23 protein-coding genes are annotated in these 23,145 nt (G+C 71.5%); 16 read left to right on the top strand and 7 right to left on the bottom strand.

Annotated elements, in window-relative coordinates; translation table 11 throughout:
• The first annotated feature begins 65 nt into the window (after positions 1-65).
• Positions 66-902 carry an SDR family NAD(P)-dependent oxidoreductase gene (locus tag DI005_RS28180; RefSeq protein ID WP_112271751.1) on the top strand — a complete coding sequence of 279 codons (837 nt, stop codon included), beginning with the start codon at positions 66-68 and terminating at the stop codon, positions 900-902.
• A 301-nt stretch (positions 903-1,203) separates the two neighbouring features.
• Here the strand turns inward: DI005_RS28180 and mtnA are convergent, their stop codons facing one another.
• Positions 1,204-2,199 (bottom strand): S-methyl-5-thioribose-1-phosphate isomerase, encoded by a 996-nt coding sequence (gene mtnA / locus DI005_RS28175; protein ID WP_112271752.1) that lies wholly within the window; start codon positions 2,197-2,199, stop codon positions 1,204-1,206.
• Positions 2,200-2,408: 209 nt separating this feature from the next.
• On the opposite strand from mtnA, the gene DI005_RS28170 reads away from it, so the two are divergent.
• The 4 genes from DI005_RS28170 (at position 2,409) to DI005_RS28155 (ending at position 7,913) form a co-directional block, all read left to right on the top strand.
• Positions 2,409-3,761, top strand: coding sequence for a TrpB-like pyridoxal phosphate-dependent enzyme (locus DI005_RS28170; protein WP_113644149.1), 1,353 nt, complete (start codon positions 2,409-2,411; stop codon positions 3,759-3,761).
• Between the two features lie 313 nt (positions 3,762-4,074).
• Positions 4,075-5,277: a cysteine desulfurase family protein gene (locus DI005_RS28165; protein WP_113644148.1), complete on the top strand. Its 1,203-nt coding sequence runs from the start codon at positions 4,075-4,077 to the stop codon at positions 5,275-5,277.
• Between the two features lie 3 nt (positions 5,278-5,280).
• Complete coding sequence (gene mnmA / locus DI005_RS28160; protein WP_112271755.1) at positions 5,281-6,369, top strand: tRNA 2-thiouridine(34) synthase MnmA; 1,089 nt, start codon at positions 5,281-5,283, stop codon at positions 6,367-6,369.
• Positions 6,370-6,398: 29 nt separating this feature from the next.
• Positions 6,399-7,913: an acyl-CoA synthetase gene (locus tag DI005_RS28155; RefSeq protein ID WP_113644147.1), complete on the top strand. Its 1,515-nt coding sequence runs from the start codon at positions 6,399-6,401 to the stop codon at positions 7,911-7,913.
• Between the two features lie 90 nt (positions 7,914-8,003).
• On the opposite strand, the gene DI005_RS28150 is transcribed toward DI005_RS28155, so the two are convergent.
• The 4 genes from DI005_RS28150 to DI005_RS28135 all read right to left on the bottom strand — a co-directional run bounded on the left by DI005_RS28150 (position 8,004) and on the right by DI005_RS28135 (position 10,707).
• Positions 8,004-9,044 carry an MBL fold metallo-hydrolase gene (locus DI005_RS28150; RefSeq protein WP_113644146.1) on the bottom strand — a complete coding sequence of 347 codons (1,041 nt, stop codon included), beginning with the start codon at positions 9,042-9,044 and terminating at the stop codon, positions 8,004-8,006.
• 96 nt (positions 9,045-9,140) lie between these two features.
• Positions 9,141-9,530 carry a VOC family protein gene (locus DI005_RS28145; protein WP_112271760.1) on the bottom strand — a complete coding sequence of 130 codons (390 nt, stop codon included), beginning with the start codon at positions 9,528-9,530 and terminating at the stop codon, positions 9,141-9,143.
• Positions 9,527-9,823: a helix-turn-helix transcriptional regulator gene (locus DI005_RS28140; RefSeq protein WP_112271762.1), complete on the bottom strand. Its 297-nt coding sequence runs from the start codon at positions 9,821-9,823 to the stop codon at positions 9,527-9,529. The genes DI005_RS28145 and DI005_RS28140 overlap by 4 nt, the downstream gene beginning before the upstream one ends.
• A gap of 50 nt (positions 9,824-9,873) precedes the next feature.
• On the bottom strand, positions 9,874-10,707 hold the full coding sequence (locus DI005_RS28135; RefSeq protein ID WP_112271764.1) for a nitrilase-related carbon-nitrogen hydrolase: 834 nt from the start codon (positions 10,705-10,707) through the stop codon (positions 9,874-9,876).
• A 58-nt stretch (positions 10,708-10,765) separates the two neighbouring features.
• Here DI005_RS28135 and DI005_RS28130 point away from each other — a divergent pair, with 58 nt between their 5' ends.
• Genes DI005_RS28130 through DI005_RS28105 form a run of 6 tightly spaced genes read left to right on the top strand, consistent with a single transcriptional unit; the run spans position 10,766 to position 15,850 of the window.
• Positions 10,766-11,821, top strand: a complete 1,056-nt coding sequence (locus tag DI005_RS28130) for a methionine synthase (protein ID WP_199543268.1) — start codon at positions 10,766-10,768, stop codon at positions 11,819-11,821.
• A 10-nt stretch (positions 11,822-11,831) separates the two neighbouring features.
• Positions 11,832-12,536, top strand: a complete 705-nt coding sequence (locus DI005_RS28125) for a hypothetical protein (RefSeq protein WP_113644145.1) — start codon at positions 11,832-11,834, stop codon at positions 12,534-12,536.
• Between the two features lie 11 nt (positions 12,537-12,547).
• Positions 12,548-14,704: an NAD-dependent DNA ligase LigA gene (ligA, locus tag DI005_RS28120; RefSeq protein ID WP_113644144.1), complete on the top strand. Its 2,157-nt coding sequence runs from the start codon at positions 12,548-12,550 to the stop codon at positions 14,702-14,704.
• Positions 14,697-15,197: a GNAT family N-acetyltransferase gene (locus DI005_RS28115; RefSeq protein ID WP_112271770.1), complete on the top strand. Its 501-nt coding sequence runs from the start codon at positions 14,697-14,699 to the stop codon at positions 15,195-15,197. The genes ligA and DI005_RS28115 overlap by 8 nt, the downstream gene beginning before the upstream one ends.
• Before the next feature lie 33 nt (positions 15,198-15,230).
• Positions 15,231-15,452, top strand: coding sequence for a type II toxin-antitoxin system VapB family antitoxin (locus DI005_RS28110; RefSeq protein WP_113644143.1), 222 nt, complete (start codon positions 15,231-15,233; stop codon positions 15,450-15,452).
• Positions 15,437-15,850: a PIN domain nuclease gene (locus DI005_RS28105; RefSeq protein ID WP_113644142.1), complete on the top strand. Its 414-nt coding sequence runs from the start codon at positions 15,437-15,439 to the stop codon at positions 15,848-15,850. Before DI005_RS28110 ends, DI005_RS28105 begins: the two co-directional genes overlap by 16 nt.
• 10 nt (positions 15,851-15,860) lie before the next feature.
• On the opposite strand, the gene DI005_RS28100 is transcribed toward DI005_RS28105, so the two are convergent.
• A complete protein-coding gene (locus DI005_RS28100; RefSeq protein ID WP_112271774.1) occupies positions 15,861-16,514 on the bottom strand; it encodes an ACT domain-containing protein in 654 nt (217 codons plus the stop codon).
• Between the two features lie 310 nt (positions 16,515-16,824).
• Here DI005_RS28100 and gatC point away from each other — a divergent pair, with 310 nt between their 5' ends.
• From gatC to DI005_RS28080, 4 genes are read left to right on the top strand one after another with little or no spacing between them, the layout of a single operon-like run.
• Positions 16,825-17,124, top strand: a complete 300-nt coding sequence (gene gatC / locus DI005_RS28095; RefSeq protein ID WP_110342118.1) for an Asp-tRNA(Asn)/Glu-tRNA(Gln) amidotransferase subunit GatC — start codon at positions 16,825-16,827, stop codon at positions 17,122-17,124.
• Positions 17,121-18,626: an Asp-tRNA(Asn)/Glu-tRNA(Gln) amidotransferase subunit GatA gene (gene gatA, locus DI005_RS28090; RefSeq protein ID WP_112271776.1), complete on the top strand. Its 1,506-nt coding sequence runs from the start codon at positions 17,121-17,123 to the stop codon at positions 18,624-18,626. Before gatC ends, gatA begins: the two co-directional genes overlap by 4 nt.
• Before the next feature lie 34 nt (positions 18,627-18,660).
• Positions 18,661-20,166 carry an Asp-tRNA(Asn)/Glu-tRNA(Gln) amidotransferase subunit GatB gene (gatB, locus tag DI005_RS28085; RefSeq protein WP_113644141.1) on the top strand — a complete coding sequence of 502 codons (1,506 nt, stop codon included), beginning with the start codon at positions 18,661-18,663 and terminating at the stop codon, positions 20,164-20,166.
• A gap of 8 nt (positions 20,167-20,174) precedes the next feature.
• Positions 20,175-20,684 (top strand): hypothetical protein, encoded by a 510-nt coding sequence (locus DI005_RS28080; RefSeq protein ID WP_113644140.1) that lies wholly within the window; start codon positions 20,175-20,177, stop codon positions 20,682-20,684.
• Between the two features lie 208 nt (positions 20,685-20,892).
• Here the strand turns inward: DI005_RS28080 and DI005_RS28075 are convergent, their stop codons facing one another.
• Positions 20,893-22,080: a sorbosone dehydrogenase family protein gene (locus DI005_RS28075; RefSeq protein WP_113644152.1), complete on the bottom strand. Its 1,188-nt coding sequence runs from the start codon at positions 22,078-22,080 to the stop codon at positions 20,893-20,895.
• Positions 22,081-22,156: 76 nt separating this feature from the next.
• On the opposite strand from DI005_RS28075, the gene DI005_RS28070 reads away from it, so the two are divergent.
• The gene (locus DI005_RS28070; RefSeq protein WP_170200532.1) at positions 22,157-23,071 is read left to right on the top strand and encodes a 2-hydroxyacid dehydrogenase; all 915 of its coding nucleotides are present in this window, start codon (positions 22,157-22,159) and stop codon (positions 23,069-23,071) included.
• The last annotated feature ends 74 nt before the right edge of the window (positions 23,072-23,145 follow it).

Genomic DNA, 23,145 nt, shown 5'->3' with positions numbered 1-23,145 from the left:
CTTCTTTCGGTCCGCGGCGGGACGGCCGACGATGAGCCGGTCGATGCCGAGCCTAGGGGGAAATCGTGCCGAGCCAACCACGGAAGACCGTGATCATCAGCGGTGGAACCGACGGCATGGGGCGCGCGACCGCGCTGGAACGGCTCTCGCGAGGTGACCACGTCACCGTGATCGGCAGCAGCGACGCCAAGGGCCGCGCGCTGCTGGACCACGCCGCGAACCCGAATCTCCGGTTTCTGCGGGCCGATCTGTCGTCGATCGCGGAGACGGAACGGGTGATCGCGCGGATCGGCGAGGAACACGAAAGCGTCGACGCGCTGGCGTTGTTCGCCAACCGCGTCAACCCGAGGCGGCGGGAGACCGAGGACGGCCTGGAGGCCACGTTCGCCCTGTACTACCTGAGCCGCTACCTGCTCAGCCACGGGCTGCGCCCGCTGCTCGACGCAGGCACCGACCCGGTGATCGTCAACGTAGCCGGGGTGGGCAACACCGCGGGGCGGATCCACTGGGAGGATCCCCAGCTCACCCGCGGCTACGGCCAGGTGCGTGCTCAGCTGCAGGCAGGCAGGGCGAACGACCTGCTGGGTGTCTGGTTCGCCGAGCAGGCGGCGAGCAAGGCGAGCTACGTGCTCTACCACCCCGGGTTCACCCGCAGCGGGGTGGACGGTCACCCGCACCCGGTGGTCCGGGGAGCGCTCGGGCTGCTCGCGAAGGCCTTCGCCCGTCCGGTGGCGGACTCGGTGCGGCCGATTGTGGAGTGGATCGACCGGCCGCCGGCGGAACCGCTGTCCGCGATCGACCGGGGCACACCCGTCGGCAGGTCACTGAAAACCCTCGACCTCGGCGCCGCGGCCCGGCTGGCCGCCTACACCGAGAAGCTGCTCAGCGGCCGAACCACGTGAGCGCGAGCGCGTCGAGCGTCGGTGCCGTGCGCAGCCTGCGCAGGTAGCCGTTCAGGTTGGACTCTCGGCCGCAACCCCGCATCGCGGGCCGAAGTCGGCGGTCCGAGGTGGACAGTCGCGGCCAGACGGTGTCCAGGCCCGGCCTTGGCGCGCTGCTCTCAGGATGGAGCGCTTGCCGTGCTCCTCGCCTGTCTGCTCGATCGACGGGGTGGGCGCTGAAAGCCTGCCGTCGAGTTTTGCGGCCACGGCGGTCTCCACCCGGCGAGACCGCAGGCACTCCGGGGCACGGTGGTCGAGCGAATCACCGTGCCGTACCCGCGACCACGCCGTGCTCGGTGACGACCGCCGTGATCAGATCGACGGGCGTGACGTCGAAGGCCGGGTTGAAAACCGGTGCGTCCTTCGGTGCGACCGGGCTGCCCGCGACGTGGGTGACCTCCTCGGGGGCGCGCTCCTCGATCACGATCGCCCCGCCGTCGGGCAGGCTCGCGTCGACTGTCGACGACGGAGCCACGACGACGAACGGCAGGCCGTGGCGGGCGGCGGCGAGCGCGAGGCCGTAGGTGCCGATCTTGTTGGCGGTGTCGCCGTTCGCGGCGATGCGGTCGGCGCCCACCACGACGCCGTCGACGAGTCCGCGTGCCATCGCGGCGGCCGCGGCGGAGTCGGGCAGGAGCCGGTAGGGGATCGCCTCCTCCGCGAGCTCCCACGCGGTGAGGCGGGCGCCCTGGAGCAGGGGCCGGGTTTCGTCGGCGAGCACATACTCGAGTTGTCCGTCGGCGTGGAGCTGGCGGACGACGCCGAGTGCGGTGCCCCAGTCGACGGTGGCGAGGCGGCCGGTGTTGCAGTGGGTCAGCAGGCGCAGCGGGCGGCGGGCGCAGGTGTCGAGCAGCAGCCGCGCGGCGTGCCCGGACGCCTCGCGGTTGACGCGCTCGTCCTCGTCGAGCATGGCCAGCGCCTCGGCGAGCACGGCGCCGGTGCCGCCGGACAGCTTCGCGAGCGCGCGCTCGACCCCCCAGCGGAGATTGACCGCGGTGGGCCTGGCGGTGGCGAGCCGCTCTGCGTCGGCGTGGACGGCGGCGGTGTCGGTGCCGTGCCGGTGAGCGGCGAGGGCGACCCCGAGCGCACCGGCGGCGCCGAGCGCGGGCGCGCCGCGCACGGCGAGGCGCTGGATGGCGCCGATCAGCTCGTCGACCGTGGCCAGCCGCAGCAGCCGGTGCTCGGCAGGCAACGCGCACTGGTCCACGATCACCACGGTCCCGTCGGCCCAGTCGATCGTTCGTCCCACGTGACCCATTCTCCCGGACCGGGCAGCAGTGTGGTGCGGCCGCAGTGAAGGCCACCTTCACTGCGTTCAACGCAGTGAAGGTGGCCTTCACTGCAGTCGTCACCCACAGGAACCTCATGGCTCACTCTGTTGCGAAGCAAGGGAGCTTTACTACCGTTTTCCGGGAGCAAAGGTCCCTTGCTCCCTTCTCGCTCAGCCCTTGCCTTGGGAGGCGCATCATGGCCGGCCGCACGAAGTACCTTCTCGACGAAGACGACCTGCCGACCCAGTGGTACAACGTCGTGCCGGACCTCCCGGAGCCGCCACCGCCGCCGCTGCACCCCGGCACCCGCGAGCCCGTCGGCCCCGACGACCTCGCCCCGCTGTTCCCGCAGGCGCTCATCGCGCAGGAGGTGACGGCGGATCGCTATGTCGACATTCCGGGTGAGGTGCTCGACGTCTACCGCCTCTGGCGGCCCTCGCCGCTCTACCGCGCCCGCCGCCTCGAGAAGCTGCTCGACACCCCCGCCCGCATCTACTACAAGTACGAGGGCGTGAGCCCGGTCGGCTCCCACAAGCCCAACACCGCCGTGCCCCAGGCGTACTACAACGCCGCCGAGGGCGTCACCCGGCTCACCACCGAGACCGGCGCAGGGCAGTGGGGTAGCGCGCTCGCCTTCGCGTGCGCCACCTACGGCCTCGACTGCGAGGTGTGGCAGGTCCGCGCCTCCTACGACCAGAAGCCCTACCGCAAGATCATGATGGAGACGTTCGGCGCGACCGTGCACCCGAGCCCCTCCGACCTCACACAGGCCGGCCGCAAGGTGCTCGCCGACCACCCCGACTCCACCGGCAGCCTCGGCATCGCCATCAGCGAGGCCGTCGAGCAGGCCGCGGGCGACCCGAACGCGCGCTACGCACTCGGCAGCGTCCTCAACCACGTCCTGCTGCACCAGACCGTCATCGGCGAGGAGGCGATCAAGCAGTTCGAGCTCGCCGAGGACACTCCGGACGTGATCGTCGGCTGCACGGGCGGCGGGTCCAACTTCGGAGGGCTGGTCTTCCCGTTCCTGCGCGAGAAGCTCGCCGGGCGCATCTCGCCGGAGATCCGCGCCGTCGAGCCGTCCGCGTGCCCCTCACTCACCCGTGGCCGCTACGCCTACGACTTCGGCGACACCGCGGGCCTCACGCCGCTGCTCAAGATGCACACGCTGGGCCACGAGTTCATCCCGGACCCGATCCACGCGGGCGGCCTGCGCTACCACGGCATGTCCCCGCTGCTGTCGCACATCTACGAGCTCGGCCTGCTGGAGGCCATCGCCGTGCCGCAGCAGGAGTGCTTCTCGGCGGGCGTGCGTTTCGCCCGCACCGAGGGCATCATCCCCGCGCCGGAGCCCACCCACGCGCTGGCCGCGTGCGTGCGAGAAGCCCTGCGCTGCAAGGAGTCGGGCGAGCAGAAGGTGATCCTGACGGCGCTGTGCGGGCACGCGCACCTCGACCTGCCCGCCTACAACGCCTACCTCACCGGCCAGATGGTGGACAACGACCTCGCACAGGACACGCTGGAGACCTCGCTCGCCGGAATCCCGTGACGGGAGTCGGCCTCCACCGCGCTGGAGGCCGCGCCGTGGAGGCATGACGAAGACGCGGGAGCCGCCCCGCCGCTCGGCGCTGTGGACACCCGGGCGCCGCAGCGCCACGGCGGGGCGGCCCGGCCGGCGAGCTGGGGCACCCAGGAGCGCGACCGTCGTGACGGGCGTGGCCGCCCTCACCTGGGCCGTACCGCACCCGTCCCCGCTCGCTACGGCCCCGTCGCCGGGCTGGGTGCGCTGCTCAGCCGGTCCACGACCGGCGTGAGCGGTACCGCAGCCACGGCCGCGGGGGCACGACTACCCTGGACAGGCGATGACCTATCTCGACCACGCGGCGACCACCCCGATGTTGCCCGACGCCGTCACGGCGATGAGTGAAGCGCTGTCCACCGTGGGCAACGCTTCCTCGCTGCATTCCTCGGGCCGCAGGGCGCGACGCGTGGTCGAGGAGGCCCGCGAGGCCGTCGCCGAGGCGCTGAACGCCCGGCCCTCCGAGGTGATCTTCACCGCAGGGGGCACCGAGAGCGACAACCTCGCCGTCAAGGGCATCTACTGGGCCCGTACCAAGGCCGACCCGGCTCGCCGCCGCGTGCTGGCCAGTGCCGTCGAGCACCACGCCGTGCTCGACGCCGTGAGCTGGCTGGCGAGCCACGCCGGTGCCGAGGTCACGTGGCTGGAGGTCGACGCCACCGGTCGGGTGCTGCCGGAGACGCTGCGCGCCGCGATCGAGGCCAACCCCGGAGACGTCGCCCTGGTCACCGTGATGTGGGCCAACAACGAGGTCGGCACGATCAACCCGCTGCCTGAGCTCGCGTCCATCTGCGCCGAGTACGACATTCCGCTGCACACCGACGCCGTGCAGGCGGTCGGCGCGACTGAGGTCGACTTCGGGGCCAGCGGTGCGAGCGCGCTGACCCTCACCGGGCACAAGCTCGGCGGGCCGTACGGCGTCGGGGCGCTGCTGCTCGACCGCGATACCCCGTGCGTGCCGCTGCTGCACGGCGGCGGTCAGGAGCGCGAGGTCCGCTCCGGCACGCTCGACGTGCCCGCCATCCACGCCTTCGCCACCGCCGTGCGCTCGAGCGTGCGCAACCGGCAGGCCACCTTCGACGACATCGGCAAGCTGCGCGACGACCTCGTCGCCGCCGTGCTGCACGAGGTGCCGGACGCGATCCTCAACGGCGTGCCCGCCGACGACCCGGCGGGACGGCTGCCAGGGATCGCCCACTTCACCTTCCCCGGCTGCGCGGGCGACAGCCTGCTGATGCTGCTCGACGCCAAGGGCATCGAGTGCTCCACGGGCTCCGCGTGCACCGCGGGCGTCGCAGAACCGAGCCACGTGCTGCTGGCGATGGGGGCGGACGCCGCGTCGGCACGTGGCTCGCTGCGGTTCTCGCTCGGGCACACCTCGACGCGGGACGACGTCGACGCGCTGGCCCGCGAGCTGCGCGGGGTGGTCGACCGGGCGAGGCAGGCGGGGCTGGCCGGCATGCGCAAGCACAAGCAGGAGGTGTGAGGGGTGCGGGTACTGGCCGCGATGAGCGGGGGAGTCGATTCGGCGGTGGCCGCCGCGCGGGCCGTCGAGGCGGGACACGACGTGGTCGGCGTGCACCTCGCGCTGTCGGCCAAGCCCGGCACGCTGCGCACCGGCTCCCGGGGCTGCTGCACGATCGAGGACGCGCACGACGCGCGCCGTGCCGCCGACATCCTCGGGATCCCCTTCTACGTCTGGGACTTCGCCGAGCGGTTCACCGAGGAGGTCGTGGAGACCTTCGTCGGTGAGTACGCCGCGGGCCGCACGCCCAACCCGTGCGTCACGTGCAACGAGAAGATCAAGTTCGAGGCGCTGCTCGACAAGGCGATGGCGCTCGGCTTCGACGCCGTGTGCACCGGCCACTACGCGCGCCTGTCCGTTGTGGATGGCGTGCCGCAGCTGCGGCGCAGCGCCGACGCGGACAAGGACCAGTCGTACGTACTCGCGTCGCTGACGCCCGAGCAGTTGCGGCACGCGATGTTCCCGCTCGGCGGTTCCCGTAAGCCCGACGTGCGGGCCGAGGCGGCCGAACGCGGTCTGTCCGTGGCGCAGAAGCCCGACAGCCACGACATCTGCTTCATCCCCGACGGCGACACCAAGAAGTTCCTGGAGTCGAGGCTCGGCGAGCGGCCCGGCGACCTGGTGGATGCCGAGACCGGGGCGGTGCTGGGCAGGCACACGGGCGTGCACGGGTTCACGATCGGCCAGCGCAAGGGACTCGGCATCGACGCGCCCGCCCCCGACGGCAGGCCCCGCTACGTGCTCTCGCTGGAGCCGGTGTCGGGCACGGTCAAGGTCGGCTCGTCGCGCGACCTCGGCGTCAACCGGATCGATGCCGACCGGCCCGTCTGGCCCGGCGACCCGCTGCCAGGCCCAACCGAGTGCGTGGTGCAGGTGCGCGCGCACGGCGGCACGGCGCCCGCCGTCGCCGAGGCCGTCGAGGGCGGCGTGAGCATCCAGCTCAGGGAACCGCTGCAGGGTGTGGCGCCGGGACAGGTGGCCGTGCTGTACCGCTCCGACGCCGCCGCTGGCGACCTCGTGCTCGGGAGTGCGAAGATCGCGTCCACGGCGTGACGACCCTCGGACGCCGCGGGAGGTTCTCGATGACGAGCACGGTCAGGTCCAGCACGGTCTCCGATGTCCTTCGCCGCAGTGCCGCGCGCGTTCCGGGCCGGGTCGCGTTGCGGTTCGCCGACCGGCAGTGGACCTACGCCGAGCTGGACGCGGCGGTCACGCGAGCGGCCGCGCACCTGTTGTCGCTGGGGCTCGCCAAGGGCGACCGCGTGGCCGCCTACGGCAAGAACTCCGACGCCTACCTGATCGGCTTCCTCGCGTGCGCAAGGGCCGGGCTCGTGCACGTTCCGGTGAACTTCAACCTCGCCGGAGCCGAACTGGCGTACCTGCTGGAGCAGTCGGGCAGCACCGTCGTGCTCGCCGACCCCGCGCTGCGGGAGGACCTCGACGCGCTCGCGGCGCCGCCCAAGCAGGTGCTCCCGCTGCGCGAGTCCGAGGACTCGCTCCTCGCCGCCGCCCGATCGGGCGAGGTCCCCGTGCTCGACGCCGAGGTGGACGAGGACGACCTCGTGCAGCTGCTCTACACCTCCGGTACCACGTCGCGGCCCAAGGGCGCGATGATGACCCACCGTGCGCTCTTGCACGAGTACCTGTCGTGCGTGGTGAACCTCGACCTCACCGAGAACGACGACCCGCTGCACGTGATGCCGCTGTACCACTCGGCGCAGATGCACGTGTTCCTCGTGCCGTGGCTGATGGTCGGCGCCACCAACACGCTGCTCGAGGTGCCCGACCCCGCCGAGATCCTGCGCAGGCTGGCCGCCGACCGGCACCGCGCGTTCTTCGCGGCGCCGACGCTGTGGGTGGCGCTCGCGAACAACCCCGAGTTCGGCGACTTCGACCTCTCGGCGCTGCGCAAGGCGTACTACGGCGCGTCGATCATGCCGGGGCCGGTGCTGGAACGGCTGCGCCAGGCGATGCCGGAGCTGGGCTTCTACAACTGCTTCGGCCAGTCGGAGATCGGTCCGCTCGCCACGGTGCTGCGGCCTGAGGAGCACGCGGCGCGGCCTGACTCCGCTGGCCGCGCAGTGCTGTTCGTGGAGCTGCGCGTGGTGGACTCCGAGGGCAACGACGTCGCGCCGGGCGAGCTGGGCGAGGTCGTCTACCGCTCGCCGCAGCTGTGCCTCGGCTACTGGGACAAGCCCGAGGAGACCGAGGAGGCGTTCCAGGGCGGCTGGTTCCACTCCGGCGACCTGGTGCGCATCGACGAGGAGGGCTACATCTTCGTCGTCGACCGCATCAAGGACGTGATCAACACCGGCGGCGTGATGGTGGCCTCGCGCGAGGTCGAGGACGCGCTCTACTCGCACCCGGCCGTCGCGGAGGTCGCCGTGGTGGGCCTGCCCGACGAGAAGTGGATCGAAGCCATCACCGCGGTCGTGGTCCGCAGGGAGGATGTGGACGCCGACGAGCTGCTGGCACACGTGAAGGGCACGCTCTCCGCGTTCAAGGTCCCCAAGGCCGTGCACTTCGTCGACGACCTGCCGCGCAACGCCTCCGGCAAGATCCTCAAGCGGGAACTGCGCGACCGCTTCGCAGGCTGACCCTGCCCGCTCACCCGACCGCAGTGAAGGCCACCTTCACTGCGTTGAACGCAGTGAAGGTGGCCTTCACTGCGGCTGGGGTGGCTGTGCTCAGGGGAGGGTGTAGTGGCGGACGCCGTCGACGTCGGTCGCGGCGAGCTTTCCCTGGTACACCAGCAGATCCAGGTGCGCGCCGGTCTCCAGGACCGCGAGCATCTGGTTGAACGCGTCCAGCTCGGTCAGCACCCGCTCGCGGCGGGTCCACGTCAGCTTGAGCGCCGACTCGTACGCCGTCTGGGCTCCGCTCGCGACGGTCTCACCGGTCTCGGCGAGCCGCTCGTCGTGGTGGGCGAGCAGCTCGTCCACCCGCGCGTGCACGCTCGGCGACACGGGTCCGTGCGCGGGCAGCATGCGCATGTCCGGCAGCTCCCTCACCACGCGCAGGGAACCGAGGTAGTCGCGCAGCGGCAGCTCGGGCGGCGCGGGCTGGAAGCCGATCGACGGAGTGATGTGCGGCAGCACGTGGTCGCCCGAGAACATCAGCCCTGCCGCGCCGTCGGCGAACACGACGTGCCCCGCCGTGTGGCCGGGGGTGTGCACGACGTCGAGCTCCCGGCCCGGCAGCACGGTGCGCCTGCCCGGCGTGAGCCACTCGTCCGGCTCCTCCCAGAAGGTGCTCTCGGTGCGCTGCCGGTGCTTGAACGCCTTGGCCAGCTCTTCGACCACCGACTCGGCGCCCGCCCGCCGCAGCAGCCGCACCTGCGCCTGGATCGGCTGCGCCTCGGGGTCCGAGGTGATCCGCAGCGACGGCTCCTCCAGCAGGCCCAGCGCGATCTTGCTGCCGAACTTGCGGCGCAGTGCCACCGCGAGCGTGTAGTGGTCGCGGTGGACGTGTGTCACCAGGAACCGGCTGACGTCGGCGAGCCCGGCGCCCAGCCCCTTCAGCCCCGTCTCCAGCTGTTCCTGTGCCGCGTCGAGCGCCCAGCCGGAGTCGATGAGAACGAGCGAGTCACCGTGGACGAGCGCGTAGACGTTCACCGCGCGTAGCGCGTCGTTCGGCAGCGGCAGGGGGATCCGGTAGACCCCTGGCGACACCGCGTAGACACCCGGCTCGGTCCAGTGCCTGCTGTTGTCGTCCTCGAGCGGTTCCACGCGCGACCTCACTGTTCTCAAAGTGCCGAACTTCGATCAGAACAGCAGCGTCGCACGGGAGCCAGCCACCTGAGACACACGTCACCGAGCGTGCGCTTACTTCATAGCGGCGAGCTGGATCAGGTTGCCGCAGGTGTCGTCGAGGACGGCGGTGACAACGGGGCCGAGGTCGGTCGCCTCCTGGGTGAACTGGACGCCGAGCCCCTTGAGCCGCTCGACCTCGGCGTGCACGTCGTCGACGGCGAACTGGGTGAACGGGATGCCGTCGGCGGCGAGGGCCTTCTTGAACGGGCCCGCCGCCGGGTGGCCGTCCGGCTCGAGCAGCAGCTCGACGCCGTCCGGGTCGGCGGGGGAGACCACGGTGAGCCAGCGCGCACCGCCCGCGGGCACGTCCGTCTTCTTGATGAACCCCAGCTTCTCGGTGTAGAAGGCGAGCGCCTTGGCCTGATCGTCCACCAAGACGCTGGTGATGTTGATGCGGATCACGGGTTGGGTTCCTCTCGGTCGATGGGCCACCGCTCGACGATCGACCGCAGGGGGCTCGTGTCGATGTGGTGGAACTTGTACCGGCCCTGGCGCCGGGTGTGCACCAGCCCGGCTTGTTCGAGTACCGCGAGGTGCTGCGAGATGGCCTGCCGTGAGGAGGCCAGGCCGTGCTTCATCGTCAGCCGGCCGCAGATCTCGAACAGCGTCTGACCGTCCTTGTCGGTCAGTTCGTCCAGGATGGTGCGTCGCGTCGCGTCGCCGAGGGCCTTGAACAGGTCGGGCTCTGCGTCCACGACCTAGTTATAGGCAAGTCGTCACTTGCCTGTCAAGGTTGACCTGCTCTTCAGTCGCTGCCGCTCTCGTTGATGAGGCGTTCCAGCTCGCGGCGCAGCAGCCCGAGGCGCGCGTCGGCCAGCAGCGGGATCTCCCGCCTCCGCCTGCGCACCGCCGAGGGGTCGATGTCCACCACCAGCAGGGATTCGTCCCAGTTCGGCGCCGTCGCCACCGCCGAGCCCCACGGGTCGAGCACCCGCGAGCCGCCCCAGAACCGGACGCCGGCCTCGTCGCCGACGCGGTTCACGAACACCACCCAGCACTGCTGCATGCGCGCGGTGAACGTGAGCAGGTCGTGCCAGTACTCGGCGGGGTCGAAGGAGCCGCCCGTGAGCTTCGCCGCGCTGTTGGTGGGCACGATCAGCAGCTCGGCGCCGTCCTGCGCCGCCAGCCACGGCAGCATCGGCTGCCACGCGTCGTTGCAGATGAGCGTGGCGAACCGGCCGTGCCGAGTCTCGAAAGCCCGCATGTGCTGGCCAGGGCTGGCGTGCTTGCGCTCCTCCCAGATGAGGTAGTTCGGCAGGTACAGCTTGCGGTGGTTGTGCACGAGCTGGCCGTTCGACAGGTACAGCGCGGAGTTGTGCCTGCGGATCCGGCCGTCCTCCAGCAGGCCGATCACCACGTCGGGCCCGTGCCGCGACAGGTCGGCGAGACGCGAGTCGTCGGGCCACAGCGAGATGTCGTCGGCGAGCTGCCCGAGTGCGTAGCCCGTGAGGCTGAGCTCTGGGAAGACCACCAAGTCGGCGTGCTGCGCAGCCGCGTCCTTGATGATCCGTTCGGTATCGGCGAGGTTCCCGTCAACGTCGCCGAGCCGGCAGTCGGTCTGTGCGAGTGCCACTCTCATGCGTCTCACCTCCTTTGTTCGCAGGGGTTTCGATACGGAAGAAGGTACCTGGAGAACAATGTCGGGCGTGACCGAGCAAGCATGGCCCCACGGAGTCGGCACGGGTATCGGCTCGATGCCGGGAACCGGCACTAACGCAGCGGCCGAGGCCGCCACGATCGTCTTCGGCGAGCTGCCCCAGTTCCCTCACCTGCCCGAACTCCCGGACCGGGGGCTCGGAGCCGATCTTGTCGGCCGTACGGCGGGACTGCTCGTCGACCTCGCCGTCGAGGAGGTCCCGAGCGGCTACCGCGTCACCGCCAGGCCGGGTGCTCACCATCGGCGCGCGGTGGATCTCCTCCGGTGGGACGTCGACGCGTTCTCCGACGCCGCCGACCGCGCGGGCGCGCGCCCGACGGTGGTGAAGACACAGGTCGCGGGCCCATGGACCCTCGCGGCGGGCGTGGAGCTGGCACGGGGGCACCGGGTGCTCACCGACCACGGCGCCACGCGCGACTTCGCCGAGTCGCTGCTGGAGGGCCTCGCGGGGCATGTCGCCGAGCTGACCCAGCGCACGGGCGCGGGCGTGGTGGTGCAGCTCGACGAGCCGTCGCTGCCGACGGTGCTGGCCGGCGCACTTCCCACCCCATCGGGTTACGGCACCGTGGACGCGGTGCCCGAGCCGGAGGCGCGCGAGCTGCTCGCGACCGTCGTGTCCGGCGTCGAGAAGGTCACCGGCAACCCCGTGATCGTGCACTGCTGCGCGTCGCGCCCGCCCGTTGCGCTGTTGCGCGCGGCTGGGGCCGGTGCGCTCGCCATCGACGCCACGCTGCTCGACGGTGCTCCCGGTTCGCTGCTCGACGAGCTCGGCGAGGCGTGGGACGCGGGCACCGAACTGCTGCTCGGCCTCGTGCCGGCCGAGGCGCCCGCCGTGCCGCCGGGCCTGCGTGACGTCGCGAGCCCCGCGCTGCGGCTGGTCGACCGGCTCGGGTTCAACCGGTCGATACTCGCCGAGCGGGCCCTGCCGACACCGACGTGCGGGCTGGCCGGTGCCCGGGGCGAGTGGGTGCGCCGCGCGCTGTCGCTCACCCGCGATCTCGGCAAAGCGTTCATCGAGCCGCCCGAGGGCTGGTAGGACTGCACAGGTGAGTTGGTTCCGGCGCAAGCGCCGCGATGAGGACGAACCGCCAGATCCGCGCACCCCGTGGCCCGACGAGCCCGTGCCCGCCGATCCGGCGGCCGCCGCGGAGGGGTTCTGGCGGCGCTGGGACGAGCTGCTGCCCGAGATCAGCGCGGCGCTCGGCGAGGGCGAGCCGCACCGGGTGGAGACGCTGCTGCTCGACGCCGTCGCGCGCGTGCACCCCGCACTGCAGTTCTCGCTGGAGCGAGGGCACCGTTCGATCTACGCACTCGTCGTGAGCGGGCAGGAGGATCCCGCCCTGCGGCCCTACACGGACGCGTGGAAGGCCGCCGCTCCGCCGGACGACGCGCTGTGGGAGTACCACGACTCGGTGCCGCCGGTGCCCGACCCCGAGAAGGTGACCGTGAACCTCGGCGAGCACCGCATCGCGCTCGCCGACGTGCGGGTGGTGGCGCAGGTCGACGAAGCCGAGCACGTGGTGGACGTCGCCGTGCACCATCCGGTGATGGCCGAACTGGCCGAGGCGGCACGCCGGGCGATGACCTTCCTGCCGCTCGACGCCGCGCTGGGCGAGCGGCTCGCCGCCGAGCGGTTGCGCAGGGTGGAGACCGCCGTCGCCGAGCCCACGGGCACCATCAGCCTCGTGGAACTGCGCGAGCTCGTCGAGGGCCTGCACGGCTCGCACGACAATGTCGGTGGTACCGCATAGGCTTTGCGGCTGTGAGCAGTGAGGACCTTGCGGATCAGGTAGCGGAGGCGCCCGAGGGCACGCAGGCGGCCGAGGACATCGCCGACGTCCCCGCCGACGCGCGCGAGCGGCACACGGCGCTGGCCGAGGAGGTGCGCGGGCACCAGTTCCGCTACTACGTACTCGACTCGCCGACGATCAGCGACGGTGAGTTCGACCGGCTGCTGCGGGAGCTGGAGGAGCTTGAGCAACGCTTCCCCGGCCTCGCCACGCCCGACTCGCCGACGCAGCGGGTCGGCGGCATGTTCTCCACCGAGTTCACCGCTCACGACCACCTCGAGCGCATGCTCAGCCTCGACAACGCCTTCGACCTCGATGAGCTGCGCGCGTGGGTCGACCGCGTCGAGCGTGAGGTCGGCGGGCAGACGCGGTACCTGTGCGAGCTGAAGATCGACGGCCTCGCCGTGAACCTGCTGTACGAGAAGGGCAGGCTCACGCGCGCGCTCACGCGCGGCGACGGACGCACCGGCGAGGACGTGACGCTCAACGTCCGCACGCTGCAGGACGTACCCGACCGGTTGACCGCGAGTGACGGCTTCGCCGTGCCCGACCTGGTGGAGGTGCGCGGCGAGGTCTACTACCGCGTCGAGGAGTTCGCCGAGCTGAACGCGCGGCTGGTGGAGGCAGGCAAGCCGCCGTTCGCCAACCCCCGCAACGCCGCGGCGGGCTCGCTGCGGCAGAAGGACCCGAAGGTCACGCGCTCGCGCCCGCTGCGGCTGATCTGTCATGGCCTCGGCAAGCGCAACGGGTTCGACCCAGAGCGGCAGTCGGAGGCGTACGAGGCGCTCGCGGCGTGGGGCCTTCCGGTGTCGGGCTACAGCAAGGTGATCGAGACGGCCGAGGGCCTCGTCGAGCACATCGAGTACTGGGGCGAGCACCGGCACGACGCCGAGTACGAGATCGACGGCGTGGTGATCAAGGTCGACCAGGTGTCGCTGCAGCGCAGGCTCGGCGCCACCTCGCGGGCCCCGCGCTGGGCGATCGCGTTCAAGTACCCGCCGGAGGAGGCCACCACCACCCTGCTCGACATCCGCGTCAACGTCGGGCGCACCGGCCGCGTCACGCCGTACGCCGTGATGGAGCCGGTGAAGGTCGCGGGCTCCACGGTGGCGATGGCGACCCTGCACAACGCGGAGGAGGTCAAGCGCAAAGGCGTGCTCATCGGCGACCGCGTGGTGATCCGCAAGGCGGGCGACGTGATCCCGGAGGTGCTCGGTCCCGTCGTGGACGTGCGCACCGGTTCCGAGCGCGAGTTCGTGATGCCCGCCCACTGTCCCGAGTGCGGCACGCGGCTGGCGTACCAGAAGGAGGGCGATGTCGACATCCGTTGCCCCAACGCGCGGTCGTGCCCCGCGCAGCTGCGTGAGCGCCTGTTCCACCTCGCGGGGCGCGGCGCGTTCGACATCGAGGTGCTCGGCTGGGAGGCTGCGGGTGCGCTGCTGCAGGCCGGGGTGGTGGCCGACGAGGGCGACGTCTTCGAGCTGGACGAGGAGAAGCTGCTCCAGGTCGACCTGTTCGTCACCAAGGCGGGTGAACTTTCCGCCAACGGCGCCCGGCTGCTCGCCAACCTCGACTCGGCCAAGGACCGTCCACTGTGGAAGGTGATCGTCGGCCTGTCGATCCGGCACGTCGGCCCCACCGCCGCGCAGGCGCTCGCGCGGGAGTTCGGCTCCATCCAGCGCATCGACGACGCAAGCGAGGAGGAGCTGGCCGACGTCGACGGCGTCGGTCCCACCATCGCCAAGGCGGTCCGCGAGTGGTTCGCCGTGGACTGGCACCGCGAGATCGTCGAGAAGTGGCGCCGCGCGGGCGTGCGGATGGAGGAGGAGCGCGACACCTCGATCCCGCGCAACCTGGAGGGACTCTCGATCGTCGTCACCGGCTCGCTCGAGACGTTCTCCCGCGACGAGGCCAAGGAGGCGATCATGGCCCGCGGCGGGAAGGCTGCGGGCTCGGTCTCGAAGAAGACCGCGTTCGTGGTGGTCGGCGACGCGCCGGGATCGAAGTACGACAAGGCCGTGCAGCTCAAGGTGCCGGTGCTGAACGAGAACGGCTTCCGCGTGCTGCTCGACCAGGGCCCCGACGCGGCGCGCGAGGTCGCCGAGGCGACGGGCGACGGCGATGAGTGAGATCACGGTCCGGCGCGCGCTGCCCGGCGAGCTGGCCGAGCTCGGGGAGCTCACGGTGGCCGCGTACGAGGCGGACGGGCTGCTCGACCACGACGCGGGCGAGTCCTACGCCGACGAGCTGCGCGACGCCGCCCACCGGGCCGAGCACGCCGAGCTGCTGGCCGCGGTCGACGCCTCGGGCGCGCTGCTGGGCACGGTCACCGTGGCGACCCACGGCTCCCGCTACGCGGAGATCTCGCGCGAGGGCGAGCTGGAGTTCCGGATGCTCGCGGTGGCCGAGCGGGCACGTGGCCGAGGGGTCGGCGAGGCGCTGACCAGAGCCGTGCTCGACCGAGCCCGCGAGCTGGGCGCGTCGCGGGTGGTGCTGTGCAGCCTGGCGGCGATGAGAACCGCGCACCGGCTGTACGAGCGACTCGGCTTCCGCCGCCTGCCGGACCGCGACTGGACGCCGGTGCCGAGCGTGACCCTGCTGGCCTACGCCCTCGAACTCTGAGTCCCATACACCTTCGGTGTGTACACTTTGTGTATGAGCCGGACGAACATAGACATCGACGACGATCTGGTCGCCGAAGTGATGCGCCGGTATGGCTTGGGCACCAAGCGGGAAGCCGTGGACTTCGCTCTGCGCAAAGTGACGCCGACGATCACCCCTGATGACATCGAGTCGTTGCGGGGCATCGGCTGGGAAGGCGACCTCGAGGAGATGCGCCGCGGCACGGATCCGGAGCACAAGTGGCACTCCACCTGATCGATTCCGGTGTGTGGATCGACTGGATGCGTGCTCGGGAAGGCAAGGCGACGGCACGCTTGGCGGAGCTCAAGGAAGCGCCCGCCTACCTTGCGACGACGCAGCCGGTCGCCATGGAGGTCCTGCAGGGCGTTCATTCGGCGGCTGTCGGCCGGGTCGAGCGGGTCTTCGATGGGCTCGTGCGGCTGGACATCGATCCGCAGCTCGACTTCCATCAGGCGGCTCACTTGTACCGAGCCGTCCGCGAGTCGGGTCACACCGTGCGGTCGTCGATCGACACGCTGATCGCCGCCGTCGCTCTGCGTCGCGGCGCCGTTCTTGTGCATCGCGATCGCGATTACGAGCGGATCGCCGCGGTCGCTCCCAAGCTGCGCACGGAACCGCTGCTCGACCTCTGAGCCTCCCGGCTCAGCTGTCGAGCACCACCGCGACGATGCCGGCGAGGTGAGCGAGGCGGGCGACCTCCGCGGCGCGGAACATCGGCCCGCCGGGGCGGCCCACCAGCAGCGCCCGGTCCGGCTTGCCCAGCGGCGTCGCGGCCAGCTCGGTGCCCAGCTCCTGCCAGGTCGGGGGCACCCACGACTCCTCGCCGTCCAGCACGGTCGCGCGCTCGAGCGGCAGCCACGGCATGTCCTTGATCGCCGTCTCCGGGGCGGCGCTGGACGAGGCCAGCGGCTCCACCCCGTCGTCGCTGTGCTGCACGACCACCGACCAGCCCGCCCGGATGATCTTCGGGACGCCCTCCGCGAGCAGGTCGAGGCCCGTGGCCGGCTGCGCGGCGATCTCCTCGACGAGCTCCAGCTCGCGGTGGGTGTCGAGCACCCCGGCGTAGGGGCGCACGGCGTCGACCTCGACGCCCTCGACGCTCTCGGCCGCGGTGATCAGCGCGTCGGGCAGCCTGCCCGAGGGCAGCTCCACCACCAGGTCGTCGATGGCGACGCCGCTGCCGCGCTCGACCACGTCGACGCTGAGGATGTCGGCTCCGGCGAGGCCCAGCGCGGTGGCCACGGCTCCCAGCGTGCCCGGGCTGTCGGGGAGCTGAACCCTGATCAGGAACGACACCCTGAGCCCCTCTCGGTCCTCGTCCGGCCACAGGTGGCACCGGTGCCGGTCCCGGACAGCTTCCTCACCTCATTCAAGCAGCTCACCGCAGCTTTCAGACCTGTCGTCTCCTCGGGCACTCCCTCCTTGCCGTGGAGCGCGTATGCCGGCCGATGATTGTGACAGAACGCGGACGGCGCGCGCAGCCACCGCCGGCGTGGCCACGTGCACAGTGTGCCCGCTGCCGGGCGAACAACCCGGTCGAGCCCGGTCCGCCGCACGCCATAGACTGCCGGGAGGAACACCCGAATCCCCTTCCGGAGTCACCCGCGTGTCGAATATCTCCCGCGACGAGGTCGCGCACCTCGCCAAGCTGGCCAGGCTGGCCGTCACCGAGAAGGAGCTGGACGTCTTCGCAGGCCAGCTCGACCAGATCCTCGACGCGGTGGCCAAGGTCGGTGAGGTCGCGGCGGACGACATCCCGCCGACCTCGCACGCCGTGCCGCTGACCAACGTGTTCCGCGCCGACGAGATCCGGCCGAGCCTCAGCCAGGAGCAGGCGCTCTCCGGCGCGCCCGCGGCCGAAGAGGGCAGGTTCCGGGTACCGCGCATTCTGGGGGAAGAACAGTGACCGACCTGACCAGGCTCACCGCGAGCGAGCTCGCCGCGAAGATCCACAAGCAGGAGATCACCTCGGTCGAGGCGACCAAGGCGCACCTCGACCGCATCGCCGAGGTGGACGGCGCCGTCAACGCGTTCCTGCACGTCGACACCGAGGGCGCGCTCGCCGCCGCCCGCAAGGTCGACGGCGACCTCGCCGAGGGCCGCGAGCCCGTGTCGCCGATCGCGGGCGTGCCGCTCGCGCTCAAGGACGTGCTGACCACCAAGGGCGTGCCCACCACGTGCGGGTCGAAGACGCTCGAGAACTGGCTGCCGCCCTACGACGCCACGGTGACGCGCAGACTGCGCGAGGCGGGCGTCGTGATCCTCGGCAAGACGAACATGGACGAGTTCGCGATGGGCTCCTCCACCGAGAACTCGGCGTACGGGCCCACCCGCAACCCGTGGGACCGCGAGCGCATCCCCGGCGGCTCCGGCGGCGGCTCCTCGGCCTCGCTGGCCGCGTTCGAGGCGCCGCTGGCGATCGGCACCGACACCGGCGGCTCGATCCGCCAGCCCGCCGCCGTCACCGGCACGGTCGGTGTGAAGCCCACCTACGGTGGTGTCTCGCGCTACGGGCTCGTGGCGTTCTCGTCCTCGCTCGACCAGGCCGGTCCGTGCGCGCGCTCGGTGCTCGACGCGGCGCTGCTGCACGAGGTGATCGCCGGGCACGACCCGATGGACTCGACGTCGATCGACGCGCCCGTGCCGCCCGTCGTCACCGCCGCGAGGGCGGGGCTCAAGGGCGACCTCACTGGCGTGAAGGTCGGCGTGGTCGCGGAGTTCTCCGGCGAGGGCTACCAGCCGGGTGTGCAGCGTTCCTTCGAGGCCGCGGTCGCGCAGCTCAAGGACCTGGGCGCCGAGGTGGTCGAGGTGTCCTGCCCGAACTTCACCTACGCGCTGCCCGCGTACTACCTCATCGCGCCGAGCGAGTGCTCCTCCAACCTGGCGCGGTTCGACGCCATGCGCTACGGCCTGCGCGTGGCCGACGACGGCACGCACAGTGCCGAGGAGGTCATGTCGCTGACCCGCGAGGCCGGGTTCGGCGCTGAGGTCAAGCGTCGCATCATGCTCGGCACCTACGCGCTCTCGTCGGGCTACTACGACGCCTACTACGGCTCGGCGCAGAAGGTGCGCACGCTGATCACGCGTGACTTCTCCGCCGCGTTCGAGAAGGTCGACGTGCTCGTGTCGCCCACCACGCCCACCACGGCGTTCAAGATCGGCGAGCGCGTGGACGACCCGCTGGCGATGTACCTCGCCGACCTGTGCACCATCCCGGCCAACCTGGCCGGAAACGCCGCGATGAGCGTCCCGAGTGGACTGTCCGACGAGGACGGTCTGCCGGTGGGGCTGCAGATCATGGCGCCCGCGCTCGCCGACGACCGGCTCTACCGCGTCGGTGCGGCCTACGAGGTGGCGCGCGGACCGTTGCTGGACCGCATTCCTGAACTGAAGGGGGTCTCGGCGTGACCGCCGACGTACTCGTTACCGCGGAGGCGACGAAATGACCGCCGTTGTCGACCTGATGGACTACGCCGAGGTCGTCGAACGCTACGACCCGGTGCTGGGGCTCGAGGTGCACGTCGAGCTGTCCACGAAGACCAAGATGTTCTGCGGCTGCCCCAACCTGTTCGGCGGAGAGCCCAACACCCACGTCTGCCCGACGTGCCTCGGTCTGCCCGGCGCGCTGCCGGTGGTCAACGGCAGGGCGGTGGAGTCGGCGATCCGCATCGGGCTGGCGCTGAACTGCGAGATCGCGGAGTGGTGCCGGTTCGCCAGGAAGAACTACTTCTATCCCGACATGCCGAAGAACTTCCAGACCTCGCAGTACGACGAGCCGATCGCCTTCAACGGCCACCTCGATGTCGTGCTCGACGACGGCGAGGTGGTGCGCGTGGACATCGAGCGCGCGCACATGGAGGAGGACACCGGCAAGTCGCTGCACGTCGGCGGCGCCACCGGCCGTATCCATGGCGCTGAGCACTCGCTGCTCGACTACAACCGCGCGGGCGTGCCGCTGATCGAGATCGTCACCAAGCCGATCGTGGGCATGGGGGAGCGAGCCCCGGAGGTGGCCCGCGCGTACGTGACCGCGCTGCGTGACCTGCTGCGGGCCATGGACGTCTCCGATGTCCGCATGGACCAGGGCTCGCTGCGCTGCGACGCGAACGTGTCGCTCATGCCGAAGGGCACGAGCGAGTTCGGCACCCGCACCGAGACGAAGAACGTGAACTCGCTGCGCAGCGTCGAGCGCGCCGTGCGCTACGAGATGACGAGGCAGGCGGCGGTGCTGGCCTCCGGCGGCACGGTGACCCAGGAGACCCGGCACTTCCAGGAGGCCGACGGCAGCACGTCGGCGGGCCGCACCAAGGAGACCGCCGAGGACTACCGGTACTTCCCCGAGCCCGACCTGGTGCCGATCGCGCCGAGCCGCGAGTGGGTCGAGGAGCTGCGCGCGACGATCCCGGAGCTGCCGTGGGAGCGCCGCAAGCGCATCCAGGCCGAGTGGAACCTCACCGACGAGGAGCTGCGCGACCTCGTCAACACCGGGGCCGCCGACCTCGTCGCCGCGACGGTCGACGCCGGTGCCGAGCCGGGCGAGGCCCGCAGCTGGTGGGTGCAGTACCTGACTCAGCAGGCCAACACCCGCGACGTGGAGCTGGCAGATCTGGCGATCACCCCGGTCCACGTGGCCCGCGTGATCGAGCTGGTGAAGTCCGGCGAGCTGACCAACAAGCTCGCCCGCGAGGTCGTGCAGGGTGTGCTGGCCGGTGAGGGCGAGCCGGACGAGGTGGTGGCCAACCGCGGCCTCAAGGTCGTCTCCGACGACTCGGCCCTGCTCACGGCGGTCGACGAAGCGCTGGCGGCGCAGCCGGACGTCGCGGAGAAGATCCGCGGTGGCAAGGTGCAGGCGGCCGGTGCGATCGTCGGCGCCGTCATGAAGGCAACCAAGGGACAGGCGGACGCCAAGCGCGTGCGCGAGCTGATCCTCGAGCGCGTGGGCGCCTGATCGCGTTGTTGTCCCGCGTCACCTGGCGCGAGTGGCTCGGCCTCGGTGCCGGGCTGCTCGCGCTCGTCACGTTGTTCCTGCCGTGGACCGTGCTCAGCGCGGACAACCCCGAGGTGCAGGCTGCGCTGTCGTCGCTGCCGGGCGGCGACGTGTCTCGCTCGGCGTGGAACTCGACGTTCTTCGCCTGGTTCCCGCCGCTGCTGCTCCTGCTCGCCGGGCTCGCCGTCGCGGCGTTCGGCCGGGTGCCCTCGGCGCGTACCGGCGGGCTGCCGCACCTGTGGCTGGTCGCCTCGGCGGTCGCGCTCGTGTCGTTCGTGCTCGGCTGGGTGCTCATCGACTGGCAGTTCGGCGGCGAGGAACGCGCGCTGCTCGCCGAGAGCGGCGTGTCGGTGGACGCCGGGCTCGGCCGCTGGCTGGCCGCGCTCGCGGTGCTCGCCTCGCTGGTGGCGGCGATCCTGGACCTGCGCGAGGCCCGCGCCGAGTCCCGCCGACCCCGGAAACTCCCCCGAACCCGTTAGCCCCGACCGCAGTGAAGGCCACCTTCACTGCGCCCACCCGTCTCCCACCACCACCCAACCGGAGGCGCTGCGCGCCGCTGTGTCTGATTCCATGCAGTGAAGGTGGCCTTCACTGCAGTGGGGTGCGCCTAGTCGCGGCCGGAGCCGGAGCCGGAGCCGGAGGCGGGCTGGGCGGACCACCCATGCGGCCACTGCACGCGGGGTGCGCCTAGTCGCGGCCGGAGCCGGAGGCGGGCTGGCGGACCACCAGCACCACGCGGTCGTCGCTGGACACCGGCGTGCCGCCGTCCTTGTTGATCGTGCCCGCCACCGCGACGTCGGGCGTCACGGGGTCGAGCGCCCCGAGCTTGCCGTAGCTGGTCCCGTTGTTTCCGTCCATCGTGACCTGCGGTTTTCCGCCGACCGAACCGTCCTCGGTGAGCGGCAGGTTCTGCACGTTGGCGCCGGTCGAGGTGGCGACTGCGAGCACGTCGGTCCAGTCGGTGCAGCCCGTGACGCCGGGGCGGTCGGGCCATGTCCACGCGGGCACGCTCAGGTCGCTGCCGGGCTGGATGCGGTACAGCGCGTCCTTGTCGGGGCCCTGGTCGGTGACCCACAGCCGGGAGCCGTCGGTGGTCTTGCACATCCCACCGGGGTTGTGCAGTCCGCTCGCCAGCACGGGGGAGTCCGGCCTCGGGTTGTCCTCGGCGGGCAGGCCGGCCGGGGTGATCCGCAGGACCTTGCCCGCGAGGGAGCTGGAATCGGCCGCCGAGGCGGGGTTGCCCGCGTCGCCCGTGGCGACGAGCAGGGAGCCGTTGCCGTCGGTGAGCAATGCGCCGCGGTTGCCGGTCTGGCCCTTCGGGATGCCGGTGAGCACCGGTTTCGGCGGCTGGCCCTCGGCGAAACGGACCACCCGATTGTCGGTCGGCGTGGTGATGTAGGCGAACACGAGCCCGTCCTCGCCGTAGGTCGGCGACAGCGCGAGCCCGGTCAGCCCGCCGTCGCCGGCGGCGACCACGTCGAGCTTCGCGAACTCGGACTTCTCCGCATCGGCGCCGACGAGGAACACGCGGCCGCTCTTGCGCTCGGCGGCCAGCGCGCCGATGGTGGAGCCGTCCGTGGGCAGCGCAGCGACCGCCGACACGGTGTCCAGGCACGTCGCGATCACGGCCTTGTCGAAGTCCTTGCAGCCGTCCGGGGGCGGAATGGGGGTCTGTGACGTCGGGGGACCGCTGGGTACGGCAGGGGTGCCCGCCTCGGGCAGCTCGGGCTGAGGGCCCGCCTCAGGGGTCAGCTCGGGCGCGGGCTGCCAGTTCTCGCTCGCCGCGCTGTCGTCGAACTCGGCACAGCCGGACAGCAACAACGCGCCGCCGGCCAGCAGGGCCAGCGGCCACGACCTTCTCCGGGGCCGGATCAGCACAGTCCCCGAGACTAGGCGGCCCACCGTGAACCGCGAGTAAGCGGGTCGGGAGCGATGCGCCACGATGGGTCCTGTGACGATCACGGTGCTGGTACCCGACGACGACGGTATGCGGGCCCTCGCGGAGGTCGACGGTGTGCGGCCGGTCCGCTACGACTCCGGCAAGCCGCTGCCACCCGAGGCGGCCGACGCGGAGGTGCTGATTCCCGGGCCCGGCGCGGCCCAGCGCGCGGAGTCGCTGCTTGCCGGGTTGCCGAGACTGCGGTTGATCCAGCTGCTCAGCGCGGGTGCCGAGACCTGGGTGAACGTGCTGCCCGACGGTGTGCTGCTCGCCACCTGCCGGGGCGCCCACAGTGGGGCGACGGCCGAATGGGCGGTGGCGGCGTTGCTGTCGATGTACCGCGAGCTGGACGCGTTCGCCGAGGCGCGCGGCGAGCGCGCGTGGGCACCGAGGAGCACAGACAGCCTGCAGGGCAAGCGGGTGCTCGTGGTCGGTGCCGGCGACGTGGGTGGCGCGTTACGCCGCAGGCTGGAGCCGTTCGACGCGCGGGTCACGATGGTCGGCCTTTCCGCGAGGGAGGGCGTGCACGGCGTCGATGAGCTGCCGGAACTGCTGCCCGACGCCGACGTGGTGGTGTTACTGGTGCCGCTGACCTCGCGCACACGGGGCATGGTCGACGCGGCGTTCCTCGCTGCGATGCCCGACGGCGCGATACTGGTGAACGCGGCGCGAGGCCAGGTGGTGGACACCCAGGCGCTGCTGGCGGAGCTCAAGGCGGGCAGGCTGCGGGCCGCGCTCGACGTCACCGACCCGGAACCGCTGCCCGGCGACCATCCGCTGTGGACGGTGCCGGGGGTGTTGATCACGCCGCACGTGGCGGGATCGGTGAGCGGCGCGCGACGGCGGTCCTACGCGGTGGCGGTGGCGGAGATCGAGCGCTACGTGCAGGGTGAGTTGCCCGACAACCTCGTGCACGGCGAGTACTGAGCGTCCGCGTCGACCCGGCCGCAGTGAAGGCCACCATGCCTGCGTTCAACGCAGTGAAGGCCACCATGCCTGCG

The organism is Prauserella sp. PE36 (assembly GCF_003311655.1).
Classification (GTDB): Bacteria; Actinomycetota; Actinomycetes; order Mycobacteriales; family Pseudonocardiaceae; genus Prauserella_A; species Prauserella_A endophytica.
Note: the sequence above shows the minus strand (reverse complement) of the source record. Positions and strands in the feature narration are given on the sequence as shown.

What these genes read in the sequence shown, in the direction of transcription:
- mtnA (WP_112271752.1), bottom strand. Translation starts at nt 2,199, where the DNA reads ATGGGTCACGTGGGACGAACGATCGACTGGGCCGACGGGACCGTGGTG.
- DI005_RS28170 (WP_113644149.1), top strand. Translation starts at nt 2,409, where the DNA reads ATGGCCGGCCGCACGAAGTACCTTCTCGACGAAGACGACCTGCCGACC.
- DI005_RS28165 (WP_113644148.1), top strand. Translation starts at nt 4,075, where the DNA reads ATGACCTATCTCGACCACGCGGCGACCACCCCGATGTTGCCCGACGCC.
- DI005_RS28155 (WP_113644147.1), top strand. Translation starts at nt 6,399, where the DNA reads ATGACGAGCACGGTCAGGTCCAGCACGGTCTCCGATGTCCTTCGCCGC.
- DI005_RS28135 (WP_112271764.1), bottom strand. Translation starts at nt 10,707, where the DNA reads ATGAGAGTGGCACTCGCACAGACCGACTGCCGGCTCGGCGACGTTGAC.
- DI005_RS28130 (WP_199543268.1), top strand. Translation starts at nt 10,766, where the DNA reads ATGTCGGGCGTGACCGAGCAAGCATGGCCCCACGGAGTCGGCACGGGT.
- DI005_RS28115 (WP_112271770.1), top strand. Translation starts at nt 14,697, where the DNA reads ATGAGTGAGATCACGGTCCGGCGCGCGCTGCCCGGCGAGCTGGCCGAG.
- DI005_RS28110 (WP_113644143.1), top strand. Translation starts at nt 15,231, where the DNA reads ATGAGCCGGACGAACATAGACATCGACGACGATCTGGTCGCCGAAGTG.
- gatB (WP_113644141.1), top strand. Translation starts at nt 18,661, where the DNA reads ATGACCGCCGTTGTCGACCTGATGGACTACGCCGAGGTCGTCGAACGC.